At 38.4% G+C, this 25,961-nt stretch carries 22 protein-coding genes, 3 tRNA genes and 3 rRNA genes; 7 read left to right on the top strand and 21 right to left on the bottom strand.

Going from position 1 to position 25,961, the window contains the following annotated elements; genetic code table 11:
- Positions 1-50 precede the first annotated feature (50 nt).
- From A5866_RS07255 to A5866_RS07320, 14 genes are all read right to left on the bottom strand, one after another.
- Positions 51-1,010, bottom strand: coding sequence for a beta-ketoacyl-ACP synthase III (locus A5866_RS07255; RefSeq protein WP_086278658.1), 960 nt, complete (start codon positions 1,008-1,010; stop codon positions 51-53).
- A 15-nt stretch (positions 1,011-1,025) separates the two neighbouring features.
- Positions 1,026-1,466, bottom strand: coding sequence for a MarR family winged helix-turn-helix transcriptional regulator (locus tag A5866_RS07260; RefSeq protein ID WP_086278657.1), 441 nt, complete (start codon positions 1,464-1,466; stop codon positions 1,026-1,028).
- Positions 1,467-1,931: 465 nt separating this feature from the next.
- Positions 1,932-2,162 carry a YkuJ family protein gene (locus A5866_RS07265; RefSeq protein ID WP_010773374.1) on the bottom strand — a complete coding sequence of 77 codons (231 nt, stop codon included), beginning with the start codon at positions 2,160-2,162 and terminating at the stop codon, positions 1,932-1,934.
- 100 nt (positions 2,163-2,262) lie between these two features.
- A complete protein-coding gene (locus A5866_RS07270; protein ID WP_086443945.1) occupies positions 2,263-3,153 on the bottom strand; it encodes an NAD(P)-dependent oxidoreductase in 891 nt (296 codons plus the stop codon).
- Positions 3,154-3,232: 79 nt separating this feature from the next.
- Complete coding sequence (locus A5866_RS07275) at positions 3,233-4,456, bottom strand: glycosyltransferase family 4 protein (RefSeq protein WP_086278652.1); 1,224 nt, start codon at positions 4,454-4,456, stop codon at positions 3,233-3,235.
- 21 nt (positions 4,457-4,477) lie between these two features.
- Complete coding sequence (locus A5866_RS07280; protein ID WP_086278651.1) at positions 4,478-5,524, bottom strand: glycosyltransferase; 1,047 nt, start codon at positions 5,522-5,524, stop codon at positions 4,478-4,480.
- Between the two features lie 288 nt (positions 5,525-5,812).
- Positions 5,813-5,886: transfer RNA gene (locus A5866_RS07285), tRNA-Asn, on the bottom strand.
- Positions 5,887-5,896: 10 nt separating this feature from the next.
- A 5S ribosomal RNA gene (gene rrf, locus A5866_RS07290) occupies positions 5,897-6,012 on the bottom strand.
- A gap of 96 nt (positions 6,013-6,108) precedes the next feature.
- Positions 6,109-9,020, bottom strand: a 23S ribosomal RNA gene (locus A5866_RS07295).
- A gap of 189 nt (positions 9,021-9,209) precedes the next feature.
- A tRNA-Ala gene (locus tag A5866_RS07300) sits at positions 9,210-9,282 on the bottom strand.
- An 83-nt stretch (positions 9,283-9,365) separates the two neighbouring features.
- Positions 9,366-10,926 (bottom strand): 16S ribosomal RNA (locus A5866_RS07305).
- The 16S, 23S and 5S rRNA genes sit together here with 2 tRNA genes alongside, the layout of an rRNA operon.
- 664 nt (positions 10,927-11,590) lie before the next feature.
- Positions 11,591-12,109: a GNAT family N-acetyltransferase gene (locus A5866_RS07310; RefSeq protein WP_086278656.1), complete on the bottom strand. Its 519-nt coding sequence runs from the start codon at positions 12,107-12,109 to the stop codon at positions 11,591-11,593.
- Between the two features lie 125 nt (positions 12,110-12,234).
- Positions 12,235-12,606 carry a hypothetical protein gene (locus A5866_RS07315; protein ID WP_176271402.1) on the bottom strand — a complete coding sequence of 124 codons (372 nt, stop codon included), beginning with the start codon at positions 12,604-12,606 and terminating at the stop codon, positions 12,235-12,237.
- A 64-nt stretch (positions 12,607-12,670) separates the two neighbouring features.
- The gene (locus A5866_RS07320) at positions 12,671-13,039 is read right to left on the bottom strand and encodes a CvfD/Ygs/GSP13 family RNA-binding post-transcriptional regulator (protein ID WP_086278654.1); all 369 of its coding nucleotides are present in this window, start codon (positions 13,037-13,039) and stop codon (positions 12,671-12,673) included.
- A gap of 196 nt (positions 13,040-13,235) precedes the next feature.
- Between A5866_RS07320 and A5866_RS07325 the strand changes: the two genes are divergently transcribed.
- A complete protein-coding gene (locus A5866_RS07325) occupies positions 13,236-14,402 on the top strand; it encodes a MalY/PatB family protein (RefSeq protein ID WP_086443943.1) in 1,167 nt (388 codons plus the stop codon).
- Between the two features lie 67 nt (positions 14,403-14,469).
- Here A5866_RS07325 and A5866_RS07330 read toward each other — a convergent pair whose 3' ends face one another.
- On the bottom strand, positions 14,470-15,057 hold the full coding sequence (locus tag A5866_RS07330; protein ID WP_086443942.1) for a peptidylprolyl isomerase: 588 nt from the start codon (positions 15,055-15,057) through the stop codon (positions 14,470-14,472).
- A gap of 226 nt (positions 15,058-15,283) precedes the next feature.
- On the opposite strand from A5866_RS07330, the gene A5866_RS07335 reads away from it, so the two are divergent.
- On the top strand, positions 15,284-16,297 hold the full coding sequence (locus tag A5866_RS07335; RefSeq protein WP_086443941.1) for an NAD(P)/FAD-dependent oxidoreductase: 1,014 nt from the start codon (positions 15,284-15,286) through the stop codon (positions 16,295-16,297).
- A gap of 42 nt (positions 16,298-16,339) precedes the next feature.
- On the opposite strand, the gene A5866_RS07340 is transcribed toward A5866_RS07335, so the two are convergent.
- Positions 16,340-16,582, bottom strand: a complete 243-nt coding sequence (locus A5866_RS07340; RefSeq protein WP_086278647.1) for a DUF1450 domain-containing protein — start codon at positions 16,580-16,582, stop codon at positions 16,340-16,342.
- 85 nt (positions 16,583-16,667) lie between these two features.
- Between A5866_RS07340 and A5866_RS07345 the strand changes: the two genes are divergently transcribed.
- On the top strand, positions 16,668-17,174 hold the full coding sequence (locus A5866_RS07345) for a phosphatidylglycerophosphatase A family protein (RefSeq protein ID WP_086443940.1): 507 nt from the start codon (positions 16,668-16,670) through the stop codon (positions 17,172-17,174).
- Between the two features lie 442 nt (positions 17,175-17,616).
- On the opposite strand, the gene A5866_RS07350 is transcribed toward A5866_RS07345, so the two are convergent.
- The 5 genes from A5866_RS07350 to A5866_RS07370 all read right to left on the bottom strand — a co-directional run bounded on the left by A5866_RS07350 (position 17,617) and on the right by A5866_RS07370 (position 21,618).
- Positions 17,617-18,495 carry a hypothetical protein gene (locus tag A5866_RS07350; RefSeq protein ID WP_086278645.1) on the bottom strand — a complete coding sequence of 293 codons (879 nt, stop codon included), beginning with the start codon at positions 18,493-18,495 and terminating at the stop codon, positions 17,617-17,619.
- A 177-nt stretch (positions 18,496-18,672) separates the two neighbouring features.
- Positions 18,673-18,745 (bottom strand) — tRNA-Lys (locus A5866_RS07355).
- Positions 18,746-18,856: 111 nt separating this feature from the next.
- Complete coding sequence (locus A5866_RS07360) at positions 18,857-18,988, bottom strand: FeoB-associated Cys-rich membrane protein (protein WP_086278644.1); 132 nt, start codon at positions 18,986-18,988, stop codon at positions 18,857-18,859.
- Between the two features lie 4 nt (positions 18,989-18,992).
- Positions 18,993-21,146, bottom strand: a complete 2,154-nt coding sequence (gene feoB, locus A5866_RS07365) for a ferrous iron transport protein B (protein WP_086278643.1) — start codon at positions 21,144-21,146, stop codon at positions 18,993-18,995.
- 1 nt (position 21,147) lies between these two features.
- A complete protein-coding gene (locus A5866_RS07370; protein ID WP_086278642.1) occupies positions 21,148-21,618 on the bottom strand; it encodes a FeoA family protein in 471 nt (156 codons plus the stop codon).
- 493 nt (positions 21,619-22,111) lie between these two features.
- Between A5866_RS07370 and nrdH the strand changes: the two genes are divergently transcribed.
- From nrdH to nrdF, 4 genes are all read left to right on the top strand, one after another.
- Positions 22,112-22,336, top strand: a complete 225-nt coding sequence (nrdH, locus tag A5866_RS07375; RefSeq protein ID WP_010760423.1) for a glutaredoxin-like protein NrdH — start codon at positions 22,112-22,114, stop codon at positions 22,334-22,336.
- A 1-nt stretch (position 22,337) separates the two neighbouring features.
- Positions 22,338-22,715: a class Ib ribonucleoside-diphosphate reductase assembly flavoprotein NrdI gene (nrdI, locus tag A5866_RS07380; RefSeq protein ID WP_086278641.1), complete on the top strand. Its 378-nt coding sequence runs from the start codon at positions 22,338-22,340 to the stop codon at positions 22,713-22,715.
- On the top strand, positions 22,696-24,855 hold the full coding sequence (gene nrdE / locus A5866_RS07385; protein ID WP_086445501.1) for a class 1b ribonucleoside-diphosphate reductase subunit alpha: 2,160 nt from the start codon (positions 22,696-22,698) through the stop codon (positions 24,853-24,855). Before nrdI ends, nrdE begins: the two co-directional genes overlap by 20 nt.
- Positions 24,856-24,959: 104 nt before the next feature.
- Entirely contained in the window at positions 24,960-25,922 is a 963-nt protein-coding gene (nrdF, locus tag A5866_RS07390; protein ID WP_086278640.1) for a class 1b ribonucleoside-diphosphate reductase subunit beta, read from the top strand.
- Positions 25,923-25,961 lie beyond the last annotated feature (39 nt).

The following is a 25,961-nucleotide window of genomic DNA, read 5'->3' on the forward strand; positions in this document are numbered from 1 at the left end:
GTGTATATTCCTCCAATAATTTTCTTTTTTTAATTTATATAGTTACAGTTTTACAGCGTCATGAGGATTGAACCCCAAGTTAATCCACCGCCATAGCCTGTTAACACAATTTTTTGTTTGGAGCCTAATTGAAGCACTCCACTCTCAACTGATTCGTCTAGTAATAACGGGATACTTGCAGCTGAGGTATTACCATTATGTTCCATATTTGTGAGAAACTTTTCCCTTGGAACATTGAGTTTTTTTGATATCTTTTCGATGATTCGCTTATTTGCTTGATGTAATAGTAAATAATCTACATCCTCTTCCACGATTGCTCGAATATTATTTGTCACATCATTTAGTGAAAAATCATAGATATCCCTACCTGCCATTTGTAAATAGCCGGAGCTTTCAGCAGTTCCTGTATAAAAGGGACTTTGATTTTCTATATAACCTGAAGTTAGCGACTTTCCTCTTTGACCATCAGACTGTAGTTTTTCACTGATAAAATGCTCTTCGTCGCTTGCTTCTAGTAAAACACCCGCCGCGCCATCACCGAATAATACAGCTGTACTACGATCATTCCAATCAAGAACTTTAGAAAGTGTTTCACCACCAATGATCATTCCTAATTTTTTACCTGTACGAATCAACTTTTCGCCCATACTTAATGCATAGACAAATCCACTGCAAGCAGCACTGATATCAAAAGCAAATGCATTTGTCGCTGAGATTTTGCCTTGAACAAGACAAGCAACAGAAGGTGTTCCATAATCTGGTGTCATGGTTGCTACTAGAATGAAATCAATATCTTGTGCTTTTCTCCCAGATTTTTCTAGTAACTTTTCAGCTACTTTAATACATAAATCAGAAGTATTTTCATTGATGACAATATTTCTTGATCGTATACCAGTCCGACTTGAGATCCATTCATCAGATGTATCCATCATCGTCGAAAGCTGATGATTTGATACGGCATTCTCAGGAACATATCGGCTCGTACAAGTTATTTTTGCATGTTGGTTCATCTTGGTCCTCACTTTTTATTTATATTCCTTTAAGAAATCATGAAGATTCTTCAATGCTTTTAATAAAGCTTTTTCTTCTGCTTTATCCATTTCGTTTAAAATTCTCTTGACCATTTCTCTATGGAAGTGCTGATGAACACGAAAAAGTAATTTTCCTTTTTTGGTCAAACCTAACTTGACTACCCGACGATCATCTTCGCTTCTTATACGTTCAACATATCCCTTTTTCACGAGGTTATTGATTGCAACTGTCAAAGTTCCTACAGTGATCGACAATTCTTTGGCAACTTCAGAAGAAGTTTTTTTCTTATACATCCCAATCGCTTCAATTGTGTGCATTTCAGTAATGGATAAGTCCTTAAATTGTGATTTTTTCAGCTCGGATTCTTCGATCGTCAAAATGTCATTAAAGACGCTGACAAGATAATCATTGACTGTTTCTAAATTAGGTTCCATTTGTGTACACCATCCATATACTTTGATTATCAAATCATTTGATGTTCAAACTATATCGCAAATAAAAAAATATTGCAAGTAAAATAGTAGATTTTTAATTTTTCTTAATCAAGAAATCAATTTTATCCACCCATTTTTATTAAAAAATGGATTCTTCAATTTAGTTTACATTGATATTTGGCACTTTTTCATATGCTTTATCATCATTTATTTTTAATTTGAGAATCAAACTATTTTTGATAATTTAATAAACAAACACATTTTTTGATTTTAAAATTTCTTATTATAGTAACTTACTGTAGCTTATAAGCAGTTTTTACCATTATTTCTTCGTAAATCCTACTAAAATTAGATTGTTCTTCCCTGTCAAATAGTTGTAAAAAAATCCTGTGGCGTACAAAAATGTACGCCACAGGATTTTTGATTATTTTATTGATTTTGTTAAATTCAGACTGAAATTTTTAATTATTGAATTAAATCATAAATTTCCATCGCAACAATATCAATATTATCAAATTGATAACTTTGTTGTGAATCAGTTTCTGTTAACTCAAATGTTTCAGTTGATTTATCATAGTTTACGATGCATTTTTCTGCACCTTCACGTTCAAAACGACGAACTTGAATTTCGTTGTCTGTTGCTTCAGTCATCGCTTCAAGTCGCTTGATAATCGCCACAAGTTGTGAATGTTTCATAAATGGGCCTCCCTTTAAAAACTAGTTCTGTATCATTGTATCAAAACATTGTCATTCTTGCATGATTTTTCGTCATTTTTTTTAATTTTTTTGCTGTTCTTTAATTTTTGACGTTTGGTTGTTTTCCATCTGTCCACCAAAGTTTGATCAACGCTTGTGTCCCATCATCCTCAAAGCCTTTAGCAGCAAGCTTTTCGTATAGTTCTGCTGCTAGTTTAGTAGCGGGTAAAGTAAGGCCCATTTTCTCAGCTTCATCTAAGGCAATTTTTAAATCTTTGATAAAATGCTTTACAAAAAAACCAGGAGAATAGTTTTCTTTTAAAATTCTCGGACTATAGTTGCTTAATGACCAGTTTGCTGCGCTACCTCCAGATAGTGTCTCAATCACTTTATTTAAATCCAACCCCGATTTATCCGCATAAACGAGCATTTCAGTCATACCTGTCATTGTGCCTGCAATCATGATCTGATTTGCCATTTTAGTATGTTGTCCCTTACCAGATGTGCCGTGAAGTGTAACTGTTGTCCCAAAGGTTTTAAAAATTGGTAATACTTGATCATAAATTATTTGATCACCACCAACCATGATTGTTAAGGTTCCATTTTTAGCGCCTAAATCTCCTCCCGAAACTGGAGCATCTAATGCTGCACCTCCAAGTTGATTCGCCTTTATAGCAATTTTTTGCGCTAATGTTGGGGTACTAGTAGTTAAGTCAACAATTATCTTACCAGTAATCTTTGTTGAAAAAATCCCCTTCTCTGCAAAGTAGATTGACTCAACATCTTTAGGAAACCCGACCATCGTAAAAATAATATCACTGCTCGCAGTAATTTCAGCAGGAGAATCTTGCCAAACAGCTCCTTCTTTTACTAATTCGTCAGTCTTACTTTTCGTCCTATTATATACATTTACATTTAAACCTTGTTTTATCATATTTCTGATGATTGCCTCACCCATGACACCAGTTCCAATAAATCCTATTTGTGGCATACCTATGTCCCTCCTAATGGTTTTTATAAAGAAAAAACTTCTCTTCTTAGTATAAACCAAGAGGAGAAGTTTTGATATTTTATTTTCTTAATGACGTAAATTTCACTTTAATACGTTCAATAGATGCAGCAGCCTCTTTTTCTATAGTTCGCTGGTCATAATAGTTGATCATATCTTCATAGAATTCAAGCATTACATTGCCAAATCGAGTTGCAGATATTTCATACAGCTTATCCTGTAAAATTGCTTCATCTGGTTCAATTCCAGCCTCAACATATTCAATAAATGTTTGTGCAAAATCCGCATCTGTTTTAAACGTTCGGCCCAAGCTCTCATGATCGAATAAATGATTTAAATAAGCATTTCCTTCAACCACACATGGGACACCAGAAGCCATCGCTTCAGTGTATGTCAATCCTTGTGTCTCTGAAGTTGAAGCACTGACGAAATAGTCAGCAGCTTTGTAATAGATAGCAACCTGATCGTTAGGAACTTCGCCAATAAATTGGATTTTATCTCCAATACCTAGCTCTTCGCCTAGACAACGAAGTTTTTCGACATATGGACCATCGCCCACAATGACAAAACGTGCATTGGGAAAACGTTCAAAAATAGTTGGCAAGCCACAAACAACAGCTTGAATATTTTTCTCGTATGAAATCCGACTTAAAGATAGTAACATAATATTATCATCATTTAGACCTAGTTCTTCACGAAGTTCTTGCTTCATTTTTGTTGTAATATCTGGTCTTTCAAATTTTTTAATATCAATTCCAGTTGGAATAATTCTCATTGGAGATGTTACGCCATATTCTTTTAATTTATCGATCACTCGTTCACTTGGACAAACCACACCAGTAGTATGATTCGCAAAGAAGCGAGAAAAATATTTCACGTGTGTTGGACGTACTACTTTCCCTTTAGCAATATAATGTAGATAGTCTTCATACATTGTATGATATGTATGAATAACAGGTATTTTAAGTTTTTTTCCTACCATCTTACCTAGTAGACCAGCTCCAAATTCCGTATGAGTGTGGATCAAATCCAATTCTAGCTCTTTTGCTATTAAATAAGCATACCACATGCCGCGTACAACAATTCGCCGATCTTTAAATGATACAAATGGAACGCTAGGCATTCGGATAACATCTTCTTCAAACTCTTTAGCATTTGGATCAGTCGTTGTAAAAATATAAACTTCATGACCTTTTTGTTCCAATTCCTCTTTAAGTGTCTTGATAGATGTTGCAACCCCACTAACTTGAGGGAAATATGTATCTGTAAAGAAACCAAATTTCACTTTTTTTCACCTCCACTGATTCTAATTTTTCTGCTGTATTTGTTCTTTATTTTGAATACTTTCATTTTTTAGTACTTTTTCATAAACATCTTTTAGCTCATGTCCAATGTGCTCAATGCTTTTCTCTTTTGCCACATTATAGCCTGCTAGGCTTGTATCTGGTATCTTCTTTTCAACAAGCTCTTCAATCAAACGAGTAAATTCCTTATTATTTTTTCCCATGTAGCAATTCTCTTTATCTACGAGCCATCCTTGGTACACTGGAATATCTCTGACTAAAACTTGTTGTTTACTAGCTAAAGCTTCTAGTATCACAATTCCTTCTGTTTCTTCATAGGAAGGGAAGAAAAACAAATCAGCAGCTGAGTATGCACCCTCAATAATATCTCCTTTAATATAACCCGGAAACTCAACATTTTCAGGATGCTCATCTTTTACTATTGTCCGGATTGCCTTAGGAATCGAATACATAGGTGTATGTCCAAACCAGATAAAACGATATTCAGGAAACTTTTCGGCTAATTCAACAAAATCAATAATTCCTTTTCGTTCAAAGTATAAACCAACACAAATAATTACTTTTTGTTCTGTCTTGATATTAAAATACTCTCGAAACTTTTCTTCTTTATCTACAGAATGTTTAAATCGATCTAAGTCAATACCATTTGAAATAGAAACAATTGGTACAGTTATTCCGTACCCTTCTAATAAATCTTTCGAATATGGCGTAGGTGTAATCAAATAGTCTGCTTTTGAGTATAGACTTACCAGATATTTTTTTACTAGAGGAGAAATTTGATTGGATCCAATAAATGAGTTTCTAAAATCTTCCTCTGTTGAGTGGGCGTGATAAATAACTTTTTTACCCATTTTTTTTGCTTTATTTACCATATTGTGACTGTTGATCCCATAGGTATTAATATGTAAAATATCATAATCAGTGCAATCTGAATCAAGTGTATACTCTATCCCCACTTCAGAGAGAGCTCGTTTCTGATGGTCTAACGCTCGTCCTATTCCTGACTTCGCTAATATTTTTTCACCTTCAAAATATAATAAAACCTTCACGCTGCCCCTCCTAACATCTTTAAATCATTATAACACAGGTTAAAGAGACCTCACTCAAACTAAAGTCCTAGTTCCATCAGCTTACAAGTATTATATCAAAAAACTGCATCAGAAAGCCATTATTCCACAAAATAGATGCTTCACATGACAAAACTGTTAGATGAAGATAATCAATTTTACTAGTTATTATCATTATTTCATCTTTTGATGTTTCTATCAAATAATAAAGTTTATTTTACTAATAAAAAATGAAAAAGAACGAAAACCTATTCAGTTTTCGTTCTTTTACTCCGGCAGTAGGACTCGAACCTACGACATCATGATTAACAGTCATGCGCTACTACCAACTGAGCTATGCCGGAATAACAACTAGCGTGGCAACGTCCTACTCTCACAAAGGGAAACCCTTCACTACAATCGGCGCTAAGAAGCTTAACTTCTGTGTTCGGCATGGGAACAGGTGTATCCTTCTCGCTATCGCCACCACACTGGGTGTTGTTACTATTAAGTTGAGTGATTATTCACTCAAAACTGGATTGAAGTAGTAATCAAACATTCCGAAAATACTTTTTTATTTCGTTTCTTTGGTTAAGTCCTCGACCGATTAGTATTGGTCCGCTCCGTACATCACTGCACTTCCACTTCCAACCTATCTACCTGATCATCTCTCAGGGGTCTTACTTTCTTAAAGAAATGGGAAATCTCATCTTGAGGTGGGCTTCACACTTAGATGCTTTCAGCGTTTATCCCTTCCCTACATAGCTACCCAGCAATGCCCTTGGCAGAACAACTGGTACACCAGCGGTAAGTCCATCCCGGTCCTCTCGTACTAAGGACAGCTCCTCTCAAATTTCCAACGCCCGCGACGGATAGGGACCGAACTGTCTCACGACGTTCTGAACCCAGCTCGCGTGCCGCTTTAATGGGCGAACAGCCCAACCCTTGGGACCGACTACAGCCCCAGGATGCGACGAGCCGACATCGAGGTGCCAAACCTCCCCGTCGATGTGGACTCTTGGGGGAGATAAGCCTGTTATCCCCAGGGTAGCTTTTATCCGTTGAGCGATGGCCCTTCCATGCGGAACCACCGGATCACTAAGCCCGACTTTCGTCCCTGCTCGACTTGTAAGTCTCGCAGTCAAGCTCCCTTCTGCCTTTACACTCTGCGAATGATTTCCAACCATTCTGAGGGAACCTTTGGGCGCCTCCGTTACCTTTTAGGAGGCGACCGCCCCAGTCAAACTGCCCACCTGACACTGTCTCCCACCACGATAAGTGGTGCGGGTTAGAGGGTTCATAACACAAGGGTAGTATCCCACCAGCGCCTCCTCCGAAACTAGCGTTCCGGATTCATCGGCTCCTACCTATCCTGTACATGTGGTACAAACACTCAATATCAAGCTACAGTAAAGCTCCATGGGGTCTTTCCGTCCTGTCGCGGGTAACCTGCATCTTCACAGGTACTAAAATTTCACCGAGTCTCTCGTTGAGACAGTGCCCAAATCGTTACGCCTTTCGTGCGGGTCGGAACTTACCCGACAAGGAATTTCGCTACCTTAGGACCGTTATAGTTACGGCCGCCGTTTACTGGGGCTTCAATTCTGAGCTTCGCCGAAGCTAACCCATCCTCTTAACCTTCCAGCACCGGGCAGGCGTCAGCCCCTATACTTCATCTTTCGATTTTGCAGAGACCTGTGTTTTTGATAAACAGTCGCTTGGGCCTATTCACTGCGGCTGACCGAAGTCAGCACCCCTTCTCCCGAAGTTACGGGGTCATTTTGCCGAGTTCCTTAACGAGAGTTCGCTCGCTCACCTTAGGATACTCTCCTCGACTACCTGTGTCGGTTTACGGTACGGGCAGTTGTTTTCTCACTAGAAGCTTTTCTTGACAGTGTGACATCAGGAACTTCGGTACTATTATTTCCCTCCCCATCACAGCTTGTCCGTAAAGAGTAAAGCATTTGACTCTACTCAAGACTTACTGCTTGGACATGCACTTCCAGTCGCATGCATTCCTTAGCCTCCTGCGTCCCTCCATTGCTCAAACAAAAACAACTGGTACAGGAATATCAACCTGTTGTCCATCGCCTACGCCTATCGGCCTCGGCTTAGGTCCCGACTAACCCTGGGCGGACGAGCCTTCCCCAGGAAACCTTAGTCATACGGTGGACGGGATTCTCACCCGTCTTTCGCTACTCATACCGGCATTCTCACTTCTAAGCGCTCCAGCCGTCCTCACGATCGACCTTCAACGCCCTTAGAACGCTCTCCTACCATTACACCAGAGGTGTAATCCACAGCTTCGGTAAACTATTTAGCCCCGGTACATTTTCGGCGCAGGGTCACTCGACTAGTGAGCTATTACGCACTCTTTAAATGGTGGCTGCTTCTGAGCCAACATCCTAGTTGTCTGTGCAACCCCACATCCTTTTCCACTTAATAGTTATTTTGGGACCTTAGCTGGTGGTCTGGGCTGTTTCCCTTTCGACTACGGATCTTATCACTCGCAGTCTGACTCCCGGATATAAATGAATGGCATTCGGAGTTTATCTGAATTCGGTAACCCGAGATGGGCCCCTAGTCCAAACAGTGCTCTACCTCCATCATTCTTAATTCCGAGGCTAGCCCTAAAGCTATTTCGGAGAGAACCAGCTATCTCCAAGTTCGTTTGGAATTTCTCCGCTACCCACAGCTCATCCCCGCACTTTTCAACGTACGTGGGTTCGGTCCTCCAGTGCGTTTTACCACACCTTCAACCTGGCCATGGGTAGATCACATGGTTTCGGGTCTACGACTACATACTCATTCGCCCTATTCAGACTCGCTTTCGCTGCGGCTCCGGCTCTTCACCTTAACCTCGCATGCAATCGTAACTCGCCGGTTCATTCTACAAAAGGCACGCCATCACCCATTAACGGGCTTTGACTTGTTGTAGGCACACGGTTTCAGGATCTATTTCACTCCCCTTCCGGGGTGCTTTTCACCTTTCCCTCACGGTACTGGTTCACTATCGGTCATTAGGGAGTATTTAGCCTTGCGGGATGGTCCCCGCGGATTCCGACGGAATTTCTCGTGTTCCGCCGTACTCAGGATCCTCCTAGGTGTTGCCAACATTTCGTCTACGGGGCTATTACCCACTTTGGCGAACCTTTCCAGGTTCTTCGACTATCTTGACAGACTACCACAACGGAGTCCTACAACCCCAACAAGCAAGCTTGTTGGTTTGGGCTCTTCCCGTTTCGCTCGCCGCTACTCAGGGAATCGAATTTTCTTTCTCTTCCTGCAGGTACTTAGATGTTTCAGTTCTCTGCGTCTACCTCTATCCAGCTATGTATTCACTGAATAGTAACATCCTATAAAAGATGCTGGGTTTCCCCATTCGGAAATCTCTGGATCATAGCTCACTTACAGCTCCCCAAAGCATATCGGTGTTAGTCCCGTCCTTCATCGGCTCCTAATGCCAAGGCATCCACCGTGCGCCCTTATTCACTTAACCTTACGATCTTACGATCGGTTTTGTTTGGTTCGTTTCTCTAGCGATAGAGGCGTGACCAATAAAATAAGCATTCGAACTATTTTACTTAAAAAACTCATTCAACGCGGTGTTCTCGGTTTATTTTGATTACTTTTTTACTTCAATATCCAGTTTTCAATGAACAATACTTAGTAACCCATTGGTTACTAATGGAGCCTAGCGGGATCGAACCGCTGACCTCCTGCGTGCAAAGCAGGCGCTCTCCCAGCTGAGCTAAGGCCCCTTAATACCTATTTACTTGAGAGTAAACCTCTCAAAACTGAACAAAGTAGCGACGAATGTGTAAGTTTCCGTAATATTCCTTAGAAAGGAGGTGATCCAGCCGCACCTTCCGATACGGCTACCTTGTTACGACTTCACCCCAATCATCTATCCCACCTTAGGCGGCTGGCTCCACAAGGGTTACCTCACCGACTTCGGGTGTTACAAACTTTCGTGGTGTGACGGGCGGTGTGTACAAGGCCCGGGAACGTATTCACCGCGGCGTGCTGATCCGCGATTACTAGCGATTCCGGCTTCATGTAGGCGAGTTGCAGCCTACAATCCGAACTGAGAGAAGCTTTAAGAGATTTGCATGACCTCGCGGCCTAGCGACTCGTTGTACTTCCCATTGTAGCACGTGTGTAGCCCAGGTCATAAGGGGCATGATGATTTGACGTCATCCCCACCTTCCTCCGGTTTGTCACCGGCAGTCTCGCTAGAGTGCCCAACTGAATGATGGCAACTAACAATAAGGGTTGCGCTCGTTGCGGGACTTAACCCAACATCTCACGACACGAGCTGACGACAACCATGCACCACCTGTCACTTTGTCCCCGAAGGGAAGACTTGATCTCTCAAGCGGTCAAAGGATGTCAAGACCTGGTAAGGTTCTTCGCGTTGCTTCGAATTAAACCACATGCTCCACCGCTTGTGCGGGCCCCCGTCAATTCCTTTGAGTTTCAACCTTGCGGTCGTACTCCCCAGGCGGAGTGCTTAATGCGTTAGCTGCAGCACTGAAGGGCGGAAACCCTCCAACACTTAGCACTCATCGTTTACGGCGTGGACTACCAGGGTATCTAATCCTGTTTGCTCCCCACGCTTTCGAGCCTCAGCGTCAGTTACAGACCAGAGAGTCGCCTTCGCCACTGGTGTTCCTCCATATATCTACGCATTTCACCGCTACACATGGAATTCCACTCTCCTCTTCTGCACTCAAGTCTCCCAGTTTCCAATGACCCTCCCCGGTTGAGCCGGGGGCTTTCACATCAGACTTAAGAAACCGCCTGCGCTCGCTTTACGCCCAATAAATCCGGACAACGCTTGCCACCTACGTATTACCGCGGCTGCTGGCACGTAGTTAGCCGTGGCTTTCTGGTTAGATACCGTCAAGGTAAGAGCAGTTACTCTCCTACTTATTCTTCTCTAACAACAGAGTTTTACGATCCGAAAACCTTCTTCACTCACGCGGCGTTGCTCGGTCAGACTTTCGTCCATTGCCGAAGATTCCCTACTGCTGCCTCCCGTAGGAGTCTGGGCCGTGTCTCAGTCCCAGTGTGGCCGATCACCCTCTCAGGTCGGCTATGCATCATGGCCTTGGTGAGCCGTTACCTCACCAACTAGCTAATGCACCGCGGGTCCATCCATCAGTGACACCCGAAAGCGTCTTTCAAATCAACACCATGCGGTGTCGACTGTTATGCGGTATTAGCACCTGTTTCCAAGTGTTATCCCCCTCTGATGGGTAGGTTACCCACGTGTTACTCACCCGTCCGCCACTCCTCTTTTCAAATGAGTGCAAGCACTCGGTAGAAAAGAAGCGTTCGACTTGCATGTATTAGGCACGCCGCCAGCGTTCGTCCTGAGCCAGGATCAAACTCTCATAATAAAAGTTGAACACGATCTTGCGATCGATAAGCTCATTTGGTTGCTAGCATATTGCTTGCTTGTTATAAATTGTTGTTTGTTTTTACCGTTGTAAAAACAACCTACACATTTGGTTCGTCTTACTTTGTTCAGTTTTCAAAGGTCTACCGTGTTACCTCGCAGCAACTTTTATATCATATCAAATCCTCGATTTGATGTCAACACTTTTTCAAAAAAAGTTTCAAAGTTTTTTTTCTGCTTGATGTTATCAACTGTTTCGTGACAACTTCATTAGTTTATCAGGTTACTTGTTATTTGTCAACAACTTTCTCGCTGATTTTTCAAGTTTTTTCAAACTCGAATTGTTATTCTATTTTCGTTCACTTGTCTTTGTTTCTTGCGACAACTTCACTAGTTTATCAGGTACGCAGCTGCTTGTCAACAACTATTTTACTGATTGCAAAAGTTTTTTTCAAACTTAAGCTGTTATATTATCTTCATCGTTTGGCGTGTTTCCTCGGTGCCTTGCGACAAGATATAATATAACAAGTTTTTCTTTATTGGTCAACCTTTTTTTGAAAGAATTATAAAAGGTTTTTTTCGTTTTTTACTATCATTCGTTATATTTTCGGCTTTAGAATAAAAAGACTATTAAAATTTGTCAATCTTACTAAAATTCTGCCTAATTACGATTGATTTGTTAGTTCAAACAGAAATAGTTCGAATAGATTCCCATTTGAATCACTTGAACTTCCACTATTTGTAAAGCCATTTTTCTCATAAAACTGTTTTAGCTTTTGATTACTAGCTAAACAATCCAAGCGCAACTCTGATACTTCACCACTGAATTCCAATTTTAATGCGCTAAGTAACTCTGTCCCATAAGATTTTCCTCTATATGATGGACGAATGATCACACGATGTAAGTAACAAGCTTCCTTATTAAATCCAACAGTTTTCCACAGTAGTCTATCCCACTCTGTAGGATTTTTCCATGCAGCAACCATTCCAACTAAATGATTCTTACTATTATAGAAGAAAAAAACTTCTTCTCTTGCTACTGCATCTGCTAATCCATGCTTATCTTCCCCTTGTAAAACGTCTGACCACTGATTGCTTCTGATTGATTTAAGCCAGTCAGCACTTTCTTTCAATAAAAACATTGCAGTTTCAGTCTCTTCAATCGTTGCTTTTCTTAATTCCATAGTCGTACTCTCCTAATTAATAGTAAAAAAACAGAACAAAACTATAATTTCGTTTTGTTCCGTAACATTTGAATAAAAGGTAACTAGCAGTATAAGCCTCTTATTTTTATGTATTTGCTTTTGTTTTAAAACATCGGTACTCCCTGAATATCATAAGAAGCTAATAAATTTTTTAATTCAGATGGTTTTTCCCACACATATCTATTATCAATAGTAGGAACTACAAGATCTTCATTCATTTCAAATACAAATAAAGGCATATTTTCAGCATCTGTATGTGCATTTGTCAACTCGACCAAATTAATTGAAGTAACATCTAGTTGAACCTCTTCTTTGAAAACTTGCAACATACTCGCTAATCCTGTCATATCTTCAGAAACTTTTGTTGTAACAAACGCCATTGACTCACCTACTGGATGAACAAGAAACTTTTTCGAACCATCATTTAGGTTCAGCATAATAGTACCAGCGACTTTTTTGTTAGACAAAACATCCACCTCAATTAATTTTTGTTTTCAGAAACTAGGAAAATTGTACCATATTTTCTGAAAAAAAACAGAATTATTTCTCAAGTAAAGCATCCATTGCCTCGTCAGTCCAGATAGGAAGCTCTTTCTTTAACGTTTCAAAGCCAATTTTTTTATTTTTATTGGTAAAATATTTTTTGCGGCGATGATTTGGCTGCGGTATTTGCTCCTCCAATGTTCTCAATGATAAACTAATTTTTTTTGAATATTCATCAATGTCAATAACTTGAACTTGAACTTTTTGTCCAACTGTTAATAAACTATGAATATTTTTGGTATAGCCTGCTTGCACTTCTGAGACATGGATCAGCCCTTGAACTGTATCGCTTAATGAAACAAAAGCCCCATAAGGTTGTAACCCTGTAATCGTCCCATCAAGAACCATCCCTATTTTGTATTCCATATTCATATCCTCTTTTCATTGTTCCCATCAAAATGTTGTACTCATCTAAAATGATATCATGTTCCAAGCAAAAGTGCATGAATTTATTTCTACTATTAAATTATTGATTCTTTTTGTTCATATTTTACTGAAAGTCCATTATACTATAGTTAGGTTTTAATAAATGAACATGTTTTCAATAGAAAGGATGAATTGAATGGTAGAATTTGATACAGTTTATGATCGTCGTAATACAAATTGTTCTAAGTGGGACTCCATTAAAGAGACTTATGGAGAAGATGACTTGCTGCCTTTATGGATTGCCGATATGGATTTCAAAGCGAATCCACCTGTGCTAAAAGCATTGAAAGACACGGCCGAACAGGGAATTTTAGGTTACTCCCCTGCTCCTGATTCTTTATATGATGCAATTCAAAGTTGGCAAAAGCGACACCACAATTATTCGATCAGTAAAGACGCAATTCTTTTCAACAGCGGTGTTGTTCCAAGTCTTTCTTTAGCTATACAAGCTTATACTAAACCTGGTGATGCCATCTTGATTCACGATCCTGTGTATCCCCCATTTGCTAAAGTCGTTGAACAAAATGACCGTAAGCTGGTTCGTAGTCAGTTACTAACAGAACAAGGTCACTTTGTCATGGATCTTACAGAAATGGAAAAACAAATCGTTGCTGAAAATATTCGCCTTTTTATTCTTTGCAACCCTCATAATCCAGGTGGACGCGTCTGGACTAAAAGTGAGCTGGAAGCTTTTGGTAAACTATGTGCCAAATATGATGTGCTTGTTATCAGCGATGAGATCCATCAAGACTTGATTTTTGCGCCACACGTGTTTACAACATTTACAAATGTTCATCCGACATTTAAAGATTTCTCAATTACCTTAACTGCTGCAACAAAAACATTTAATTTAGCTGGTATTAAAAACTCAATGATTTTTATTGAAAATCCTGATCTTCGAAAAAAATTCATTGCTGCACAAGAACGGAATTTCCAAAACGAGATCAATATTTTTGGTTATGTAGGGACAGAAGCGGCATATCAAAATGGTGATCGTTGGTTATCAGAGTTGCTAGTTTATCTAAAAGAAAATATCGACACTGTGAACGACTTTTTACAGGCAGAGCTTCCTAAAGTCAAAATGATGCGCCCAGAAGGCACTTACCTAATTTGGCTAGATTTTTCTGCCTACGGTTTGACTGATGCACAGCTGCAAAATCAACTGATTCATACCGGAAAAGTCGTGTTGAATCCAGGTATTTCCTTCGGTCCAAATGGCACTCAGCACATGCGTTTGAACGTTGCGTGTCCTAATGAAACACTTTTTGAAGGTTTACGTAGAATCAAAGCTTCTTTTGAATAGCATAAAAAACCCAAGCCAGGACTAAGAGTTAGTTTTGGCTTGGGTTTTAGTTTTGACTGTTAAATGCTTACTCGCTGATTTCTACTTTATCAATAACGACATCGAATGTTGGACGATCTTGAGAGTCTCTTTGTACTCCGCCGATTTCATCGACAACGTCCATGCCTTCAACAACATGACCGAAAACCGTATGACGGAAATCTAACCAAGGTGTTCCACCATTTTTATACTCTTCGATCACTTCTGTCGGGAATCCAGCACCTTCTAATTGACCAAACATGTTAGCAGGTACATTTTGGTTGTTTACGATAAAAAATTGGCTGCCATTTGTATTTGGTCCAGCATTGGCCATTGATAGTGCACCACGTAAATTGAAGACATCTTTAGAAAACTCATCTTCAAATTTTTCGCCGTAAATACTTTCGCCGCCCATACCTGTTCCAGTAGGATCACCGCCTTGAATCATGAAGTCAGGGATAACGCGGTGGAAAATCACTCCATCGTAGTACCCTTTTTTCGCAAGTTGAACAAAGTTTTCAACTGTTTTTGGTGCGTGCTTCGGGAAAAGTTGCACTGTAATATCTCCGCGGTTGGTTTTTATCACGGCTTTAGGGCCTTTAACATTTGCTAAATCTAATTGTGGAAATTCTGACATTGTTATTTCCTCCTCGTTAATTTTTACTTACTTATAATATCATAAACAACTTCACTTGAAAATTCCATTATCTTTGTTATTCTTTTAAGAGAACCTTTTATTCACAAACTTCTACTTGCTTTTTTCTGTTACAAGTGCTATTTTGTGAAAAACGATATACAACTATTTTTGGGTTCATTTTATATAAATGAAAGCTTTTTTATTATAGAAACGGGAGGAAATTCTGATGTCTGATTCAAAAAACATTTATGATCTAACCATCGTCGGCGCAGGTCCAGTTGGCCTTTTCGCCGCTTTTTATGCAGGGATTCGTAAAGCCAAAACCAAAATAATCGATAGTTTACCCCAACTTGGCGGACAATTATCCACGCTTTACCCTGAAAAATATATTTATGATGTCCCTGGTTTTCCAGCAATTAAAGCCAGTGAGTTGATCGAAAATTTAGAAAAACAAATTGCTCCTTTTGCTCATGAAACTTGTTTAGAAGAAGAAGTGAGAAATCTGGTGCAGGAAGATGGCTACTTACGCATCGAAACATCAAAAGGTGTCCATTACTCCAAGGCTGTTATCTTAGCTATCGGAAATGGTTCATTTCAACCACGACGTTTAACGATTGATGGAGCAGCTGAACTTGAAGGCAATCATGTTCATTATTATGTAACGGATATGAATAAATTTTCAGGTAAAAAAGTCGCAATTGCAGGTGGTGGTGATTCCGCAATTGATTGGGCTTTAATGTTAGAGCCAATCGCAGAAAAAGTTTCCATTATCCATCGTCGTCCAGAATTTCGTGGACATGAACATAGCGTAGATAATTTAAAGAATTCTGAAGTTTTGATCTACACACCTTATGTCATTGATCAACTTTTAGTTGAAGATGACTCGTTTAAAGGAATCCAATTAAAAGAAACGAAAGCAGATAACTTTGAAAAGCTTGATTTAGATTCTTTAATTATTAACTACGGTTTCACTTCATCATTAGGTCATTTAAAAGATTGGGGCTTAAATGTTAGCCGCAATGCAATCGAAGTCAACTCTGATATGTCGACAAATATCCCTGGTGTTTATGCCGTTGGTGATATTTGCAACTATGATGGAAAAGTCAAACTGATTGCAACGGGTTTTGGTGAAGCGCCGACCGCCGTCAATAATGCACTGCACTTTATTAAACCAGATGCTAGAACGCAACCAATGCATAGTACTAGTTTATTTGAAGGAAAAGAAGCGAAAATGCTTTAATAAAAAATGGAACTGGCTGTTAAAAAGTCAGTTCCATTTTTGTTACCCCATTTCTTCTTGCCAAAGTATAATTGCCTTTTTTGTATTGTCAACCAGTTCTTCTGGAGTAGTCCCGGTAATTCGCTCCCCTTCAAATAAAACAAAATATGTTTGGGCACAAAGAACGCATTCGTTCATACAAGAATAAGAGATCACATCCCCATTTTCTTCAATAAAAGGATCACTTAACAACAACTCTGCTCCTTTAGCCAAATTTTGTTCACAACATTCTATTAGTGGATTCATTGATCTTCTCCTTGCAATTTTCTCTGTAGTTAGTATACCATTGATGTATTCTAAGTTTAAAAATGAAGCATTGGAGGTTTTTATTTTGGTCATAAAAGGCGAAACATTAGAAAAAAAAGCACGACAGTTATTAAAAGACCGTGGCGTTGAGATGGAAGATTTAGCTGAATTAGTTTTATTTTTACAAAAACCCTATATTGAAGATCTTGATTTAGCAACTTGTATTGAAAATATCGATAGCGTTTTATCTAAACGTGAAGTCCATAATACCATCATTACAGGTATCCAATTAGATATTTTAGCTGAAGAAAAAAAGTTACTTCATCCGTTACAAGAAATTCTAGAAGAAGATGAAGGTCTCTATGGAATCGATGAGATTTTGGCACTTTCGATCGTGAATGTTTATGGATCGATCGGGTTTACGAATTATGGTTATATCGATAAAGTAAAACCTGGAATCTTAGCTAAATTGAATTCACATGAAGGACCACAAGTTCATACCTTTTTAGATGATATCGTTGGTGCAATTGCAGCTGCCGCTGCTAGTCGCCTTGCTCATTCCCAACCTGACAAAAGTAGTATCACACAATAATTGTTCTTAAATACAAAAGCAAAACTCTACTGTCTCACTATTTATTGGTGACTAAACAAAAGAGTTTTGCTTTTATTTCTATTTTTAGCATCGTATCAATTGCCTATACATTAATTCTTACATTATAATAAGTTCAAAGTATATGATGCTATTTATACTTAAGTTTAAAGTTGCCGCTATAGGCACAAAGAGTTCTTCCGACAGTTGTAAGTAAATTTTTCAGTCGTTGATTTTCTTCCCCAAAAGATAAATCAAAGGCCTATAGCGGTAAACTTTATTCATCTTACTTTTAAGAAAAAATAAAAAGACGATCCTGAGGTATAACTCAAAGAGTTGTATCTCAGGATCTTACTATTCGAATACAAAATGAGAGCAAACGGTCCTCCATACTTCGAGAATCAGAGTGAAACGAGAACCGTAGATGCAGAAGCAACTCATTCAATTATTGATTTGTTGACACAGCCATCTTGAGTGCTTGTAACGGATCAAAATGTTGAATCGTATAAACAACTGCTCCTTCTTGCCATACCACTGAATTCGTTTGATAGCTATCACTCGTACTAGCTGTCAAAGAAATCTGTCCAACTGTTTGTGGTGCCGGCAACATTGCGGTTTCTAAGTACGCAACTGTTTCTTTAGCCACAGGCTCTGCTACTTCACCGTTGATGTTTGACGCTCGAACAACTAAGCTCCAATTTCCTTCCTGCCATGATAAAAAAGTAGAACCTGCCGCTCCTTGCTGATGCCCAGTTATTCCATAACCTAGATCAATCGGATTCCCACCATTATCAATGATTTGATTTACTGCGCTAGCCGCTGCTTCGTTTGAGGCATAAGTTTTTTTTTCAAATGAAGCAATTGGTTGTAAATCATTGACGGCCAGATCATTCACCTCAATTGGACTTGTTTCAGCATAATACAAAATTCTAAAATTAGCTTGATCTGCTGCACTCGTAGTCGCTGCAGTCAAATATTCAGCCGTTCGGCTCGTCAATATAGCCTGCGGTAGATGTGTAGTTGAAAATGCTGTATTTAATTGATTCAAAACTGTATCGGCCTGTTTAGCCGGCGTATTGCTTTCTGTTTTTACGGCAGAATTACTTTCACTGGTCTTTGTTTCTGTTGAAGATGTAGATGTTTTTGTAGTGCTTTCGCTTGTACTTGATTTCGTAGTGCTTGTGCTCGTTGATTTGGATGTTTGGCTCGTTTTTTCAGTATTTTTGGATGAACTAGAACTTTCTGCTGTTTTACCTTTTCCCCCGCAAGCAGCTAGTGATAGTCCTGCGATTAATATGAATGAATAAATCAATTTCTTTTTCATGATTTCCCCTCCTAGATGTTTCTTTCTTTTAGTTTATCATCAAATAGCTGATTACTCACTTTATATGATTATTACGTTAAATAAGTTGGAAATAAACAAAAAAAGAGAACGCATATTCCATCTTCTAAACGTCCAAAGACGCCGACAGAATACCGTTCTCGTGGGTTTGGCACCCAATGGGTCGTAAGGGGCTCGAACCCATGACCCGCTGATTAAGAGTCAGCTGCTCTACCAACTGAGCTAACGACCCAAATAATTAGTACTTAAATATTGTAGCATTTGAAAGTCGTTTGTTCAAGAGGAAACATTGGATACAATGAAATAAATCACGACCATTTTATCTCATTGTATCTTCTCTTTTTTATTCCCCTTGTTCTTTTTTTACAGGACAAGTCGTATGACAATCATCACAACTTTCCCCTTTTTTAATTCGAGAATAGACAACATATCCTGCTCCGCCAAAAATCAATACTGCTAAAATCAACGTTGCCATACTTTTACCCTCTTTCTAATGTTGCCATTGTGACAACTGGTTCTTCCGTTACTTTTGGTTTTCTAACTAGGTAATAGCCCATAATGATTACGAATAGCATTGCCATAATTATTCCTACACCAAATTGGCCATTTTCAAAGATAACATGCCCAAACTGATAGATAATGAAACTGACTACATAAGCTAAGCCACATTGATAACCGATCGCGCCCCAAGTCCATTTCCAATCACCCATTTCTCTACGAATTGCACCAATTGCTGCAAAACATGGTGCACATAATAGGTTAAAGACTAAAAATGAATAGGCTGCAACGGGTGTAAACGCGCCCTGCAATGCAGACCAAACTTCCACGCCATCTTCTGATACTTCACCTAAATGACCAAACAAAATACCAAATGTACCAATCACATTCTCTTTTGCAACTAAGCCTGTGATCGTCGCAACAGCTCCTTGCCAAGTGCCCCAGCCAAGTGGTGCAAATAGTGGTGCGATGACTTTACCCAAATTTGCCAAAATACTTTGGTCTTCAGCCGCTTCTTGTAATGTAAATGTATACGTAGATGTAAACCAAATGATGATACTCATCACAAAAATAATTGTTCCGGCTTTTTTCACAAATGATTTACTACGATCGTAGGCATGACGGAGAACGCCACGCAATTGCGGCATATGATACGCTGGTAATTCCATGATAAATGGTGCTGGATCACCTGAAAATGAACGCGTCTTCTTTAATGCAATCCCTGATAACACAATCGCTGCGATCCCAATAAAATAAGCGGATGGCGATACCCAACTACTTTTTGGAAAAAAGGCCCCAGCAATCAAGGCAATGATCGGTAATTTCGCTGAACAAGGCATAAATGTAGTAACCATAATCGTCATCTTACGATCTTTTTCATTTTCAATCGTTCGACTCGCCATAACTCCTGGTACACCACAGCCTGTTGCAATCAACATCGGAATAAAAGATTTTCCTGATAGACCAAATTTTCTAAATAAACGATCCATCACAAAAGCGATTCTTGACATATAACCACAATCTTCTAAAAAGCCTAAGCATAAGAATAAAACGGCTAACTGCGGTAAGAACCCTAAGACTGCGCCAACTCCAGCGATGATCCCGTCTAAAATCAAACTTTGCATCCACGGGGCTACATGCCAACTTGCTAATAGTCCTTCAACCGTTGTCGGCACAATATTTCCAAATAATTCATCATTGATCCAGTCAGTCCCCATTGTCCCAACAGTTTGAATCGCTAAATAATATACAAACCACATGATCAGTGCAAAAATTGGTAAGGCTAACCAACGATTGGTTACGATTCGGTCGATTTTATCACTTGTACTAAATGTAATTTCATTTTTTTCAATTGCACATAGAGCAGTCAAACGCGTGATAAACTCATAACGTTCATTGATCACGATCGCTTCACTATCATCACCAAAGATTTGTTCAGTGATCTTGATGATTTCTTCTATTTCCTTTTGTTGGTGTTCACTTAACTCAAGTTCTTCATGAACCCTAGCATCTCTTTCAAACAATTTAATACTATACCAACGTGCTTGTTTTGCCAGCACATTATTTCCTAAAACATCCATGATTTCATTTAATGCTGCTTCTAAACGATTATCATACGTTGGATAGTTCAACTCTGGAGGAAAAATTTCAGCAGCTTTTACTGCTTTTTTTACTAATTCATCCAGTCCTCGATTTTTTAAAGCACTAACACCAGATACATCCACACCTAAACCATAAGAAAGTTTTTCAATATTGATTTTCCTACCTGTTTTATCCAGAATATCCATCATATTCAATCCAACCACAACTGGAATACCTGTTTCCATCAATTGTGTTGTTAAATATAAGTTTCGTTCTAAGTTTGTCGCATCAACAATATTGACAATAACATCTGGTCCACCGCCCAGTAAATAGTCTCTGGCAACGACTTCTTCTGGAGTGTAAGGAGAAAGGGAATAAATACCAGGTAAATCTTGGATCGTTACTTGTTTGTTTTTTTTCAGTTTACCTTCTTTTCGTTCAACAGTAACACCTGGCCAATTTCCTACATATTGATTGGCACCTGTCAGTGCATTGAATGCTGTTGTTTTTCCACTATTCGGATTTCCTGTCAGCGCAATATGTTGCTCTTTCATCCTATACTCCCTCTTTCTGTACCAAGACTAGTTCTGCTTCATTTTTTCTTAATGTCAATTCATAACCACGTAAATTGATTTCGATTGGATCTCCTAATGGCGCCATTTTTCTAACAAGTAAATCTACACCTTTTGTCAGTCCCATATCCATCAACCGTCTTTTAACCGCTCCTTGCCCATGAATACCAATTACACGAGCTTTCTCCCCAATTGTTAATTGGTCGAGAGACACCCAATTTTCTTCATCAATACTTTTTTCTACTATAATAATCTGTTTCAATACAGATAGGTTGATCGCAATTCGGCTATTGTGTAACAAAACAATTCCATTCTCACTCGAATAATTTACCAACACGACTTTTCCACCTGGCACAAGACCAAGATTATTCAAATGCTTCTTCGCAAAACCTTCTGCCTGAATCTCTTCAATTGTATAAACCTTGTTTAACTTTGCTTGTGCCAATGTCAACATTGGATTACCCTCCCCATTCTAAATACCACTATATGATAACGACGTTTCACTTTGTACTTTTCAATATAAAAACAACCACGCTAACCATTTGTGAAAAAGTTTCATTTTAATCATCAATGATATTGATAATCGTTCTCATTAAGTATACCTGTTTGTGAGACTTAAATCAATCTTCTTTCTACCTATAGTAAGATAATATTTTCTGCGCTTAAGTAACTAAATTTGATTAGTGTATCTTAGATCAATCGACCACTATATCTTGTGTTTCGCCAATTAGAATTTCCGATGAAAATTTTAATAAATTTCTTTTTTTAACGCTAAAATAGCAAGAATAGCCGCTCAAATCTAGAGAATACGTGCTTTCATATTTCTTTCAAAAACACAAAACATGGTATTCCATCCAAAAATAACCACAATATGTAGTGCCTAAGTGTTGACTTTTTCCCTGAGAGATTTATACTAGTGAAGTAAACTAATTGAGGGGGAATTAAAAATGAACGTAAAAATCTTTTCTAAAAATAATTGTATCCAATGTAAAATGGCAAAACGCTTTTTGAGCGAGAATAATATAGCATTTGAAGAAGTAAATATCGATATCCAACCAGACGCAATCGATTGGTTAAAAGAACAAGGATTCCAAAGTGTTCCGGTTATCACTTCTGATGCTACAACAGTTGTAGGATTCCGTCCTGATCAATTAAAACAATTGGCTAGCTAAAATGAAAATCGTTTATTTTACTGTCACCGGACAAACCAGACGCTTCATTAAAAAATTGGATTTAGCAGCTTATGAGATTGAGCCTGCGGATCCTTTTTTTGAGATAAATGAGCCTTTTGTCCTCGTCGTTCCTACTTATGACCAAGAAATCACTGAAGTAGTGAACGATTTTCTTGATTACAAAAGTAATCAGAAACAGTTAAGAGGCGTGGCCGGCAGCGGCAATCTTAATTTTGCAGAATTATTTGTGTATACTGCCAAAGACATAGCCCGCGAGTATAAAGTTCCTATGGTTTTTGCTTTTGAATTTAGCGGCACGAACGAAGATGTAGAATCCTTTAAGAAAGTAGTGAGTGAACTTGAGTCTAAAAGAAATTAAAGATGTCAGCTATTTTAAGCTGAATAATGAGATCAACCGTCCTATTGATGGACAAATCCCTTTACATAAGGACAAAGAAGCACTAGAAGCATTTTTCAATGAGAATGTTCTTCCTAATACAAGAACTTTCAATACTATAGAAGAAAAAATCAATTATTTAATTGAAAATGATTATTTAGAAACTGCATTTATCGCCAAATATTCTATGGCTTTTATTGAACAACTATATACATTTCTTGATGAACAACGATTTGAATTTAAATCATTTATGGCAGCTTACAAGTTTTATTCACAATACGCGCTTAAAAACAACGAAGGAACTGAATACTTAGAAAGCTATGAAGATCGTGTGGCCTTCAATGCTTTGTACTTTGCTGATGGCAATGAAGAACTAGCGTTGATTTTAGCTGATGAAATGATCCATCAACGCTACCAACCTGCAACCCCTTCTTTTTTGAATGCTGGACGCAAACGTCGTGGTGAGCTTGTTTCTTGTTTCCTGATCCAAGTAACCGATGATATGAACAGCATTGGTCGTTCAATCAACTCAGCCTTACAATTATCACGTATTGGTGGCGGTGTGGGAATCACACTAGCGAACTTGCGTGAAGCAGGCGCTCCAATCAAAGGATACGAAGGTGCTGCCAGTGGCGTGGTTCCTGTTATGAAATTGTTCGAAGATAGCTTTAGCTATTCTAATCAATTAGGTCAACGTCAAGGTGCTGGAGTTGCTTACCTAAACGTTTTCCATCCAGATATCGAAATGTTCCTTTCAACGAAAAAAGAAAACGCGGATGAAAAAGTTCGTGTGAAGACTCTTTCTTTAGGTGTTGTGGTTCCTGATAAATTTTATGAATTAGCTCGTAACAATGATGATATGTATTTATTTAGCCCATATAGTGTTGAACGTGAATGCGGTGTACCGTTCTCTTATGTTGATATTACAAAAGAATACGATAATCTAGTAGCTAATCCTAAGATTCGTAAACGTAAAATCAAAGCCCGTGATCTAGAAAATGAAATTTCTAAATTACAACAAGAATCTGGTTATCCATATATCATCAACATTGATACAGCCAACAGAAGCAATCCAGCTTATGGTAAAATCATCATGAGTAATCTATGTTCAGAGATCTTACAAGTTCAAACACCATCTGTTTTAAATGGTAAACAAGAATATGAAACACTTGGTACAGATATCAGCTGTAATTTAGGTTCAACTAATATCGTTAACTTGATGGACAGCCCAGACTTTGGTAAATCGGTTCGTGCAATGACTCGTGCCTTAACATTTGTAACAGATGCTTCTGATATCGATGTCGTGCCTTCTATTCAAAACGGAAACAAATTAAGTCACACAATTGGACTTGGTGCAATGGGTCTGCATACGTTCTTTGCCAAAAATCATATGGAGTATGGTTCAAAAGACTCACTAGATTTTACTAATGTATACTTTACTCTATTAAATTACTGGACATTAGTTGAAAGTAATAATATCGCTAAACAATACAATGAGACCTTCTATAATTTCGATAAATCTGATTATGCGAATGGTTCATACTTTGATAAATATATCGAAGGAGATTTCACTCCTCAATCAGATAAAGTCAAAGAAATCTTTAAAGATATCTTTATCCCAAGTTCTGATGATTGGGCAAAATTACGTGATGCAGTGAAAACAGATGGTTTATATCATCAAAACCGTTTAGCTGTAGCTCCTAATGGCTCTATCTCTTACATCAATGATACAAGTGCTAGTATCCATCCGATTACTCGTATGATCGAAGAACGTCAAGAAAAGAAAATCGGTAAAATTTACTATCCTGCTCCTTATCTAGCTAATGATACGATTCCATACTATACATCTGCTTATGACATGGACATGCGTAAAGTTATCGATGTTTATGCAACAGCTCAACAACATGTGGATCAAGGAATGAGTTTAACCTTGTTTATGCGTTCTGAAATTCCTGAAGGTTTATATGAATGGAAAGATTCACCAAAACAAACAACGCGTGATCTGAATATTTTACGTCACTATGCTTTCCATAAAGGCGTTAAATCAATTTATTACGTAAGAACATTTACTGACGATGCCGAAGAAATCGGCAGCAACCAATGTGAAAGTTGTGTCATCTAAAAATTAAGAGCAACAAACTCGCAAAAAACAAACAAGGCGCCCTCTGGTCGCCTTGTTCTATGATTTACTGTATTTTAACGTAAAGGTAATGAGGAGGAAAATACATGGCAACCTATTATGAAGCGATTAACTGGAACGCTATCGAAGATGTTATCGACAAATCTACTTGGGAAAAACTAACGGAACAATTCTGGTTAGATACTCGTATTCCTTTGTCTAATGATTTAGATGATTGGAGAACCCTTTCAGACTTAGAAAAAACAACTGTCGGCTACGTTTTTGGTGGTTTAACGCTACTAGATACCGTTCAATCTGAAAGTGGGATGGAACAACTAAGAAATGATGTCCGCACGCCACACGAAGAGGCTGTTTTAAATAATATCCAATTTATGGAATCGGTCCATGCTAAAAGCTATTCTTCTATTTTTAGTACATTAAACACTAAAAAAGAGATCGATGAAATATTCGAATGGACAAATTCAAATGTCTATCTGCAAACAAAAGCAGAAAAAATCAACGAAATTTATAAAAATGGTACGCCGCTAGAAAAGAAAGTTGCGAGTGTCTTTTTAGAAACCTTCTTATTCTATTCAGGTTTTTATACGCCTCTTTATTACCTAGGGAATAACAAACTAGCCAACGTTGCTGAAATCATCAAATTGATCATTCGCGATGAATCTGTTCACGGAACGTATATTGGCTACAAGTTCCAATTAGGTTTCAATGAATTATCTGAAACAGAACAAAACGAAATGAAAGATTGGATGTACAACCTTCTTTATGAATTATACGAAAATGAAGAACGTTATACAGAAGAATTGTATGATGGTTTAGGTTGGACTGAAGAAGTGAAGACCTTCTTGCGTTACAATGCAAACAAAGCCTTGATGAACCTTGGTATGGACCCATTATTTGCGGATACAGCGAATGATGTCAACCCGATCGTTATGAATGGTATCTCTACTGGTACAAGCAATCATGATTTCTTCTCTCAAGTTGGTAATGGTTACTTATTAGGAACTGTTGAAGCAATGAAAGATGATGATTATCTAATTGGTATGGATTAATTCTTTCTAAAAAAGTCTAAGATAAAACCCAACGGTTTT

It is taken from the genome of Enterococcus sp. 12C11_DIV0727 (genome assembly GCF_002148425.2).
Classification (GTDB): Bacteria; Bacillota; Bacilli; order Lactobacillales; family Enterococcaceae; genus Enterococcus_L; species Enterococcus_L lemimoniae.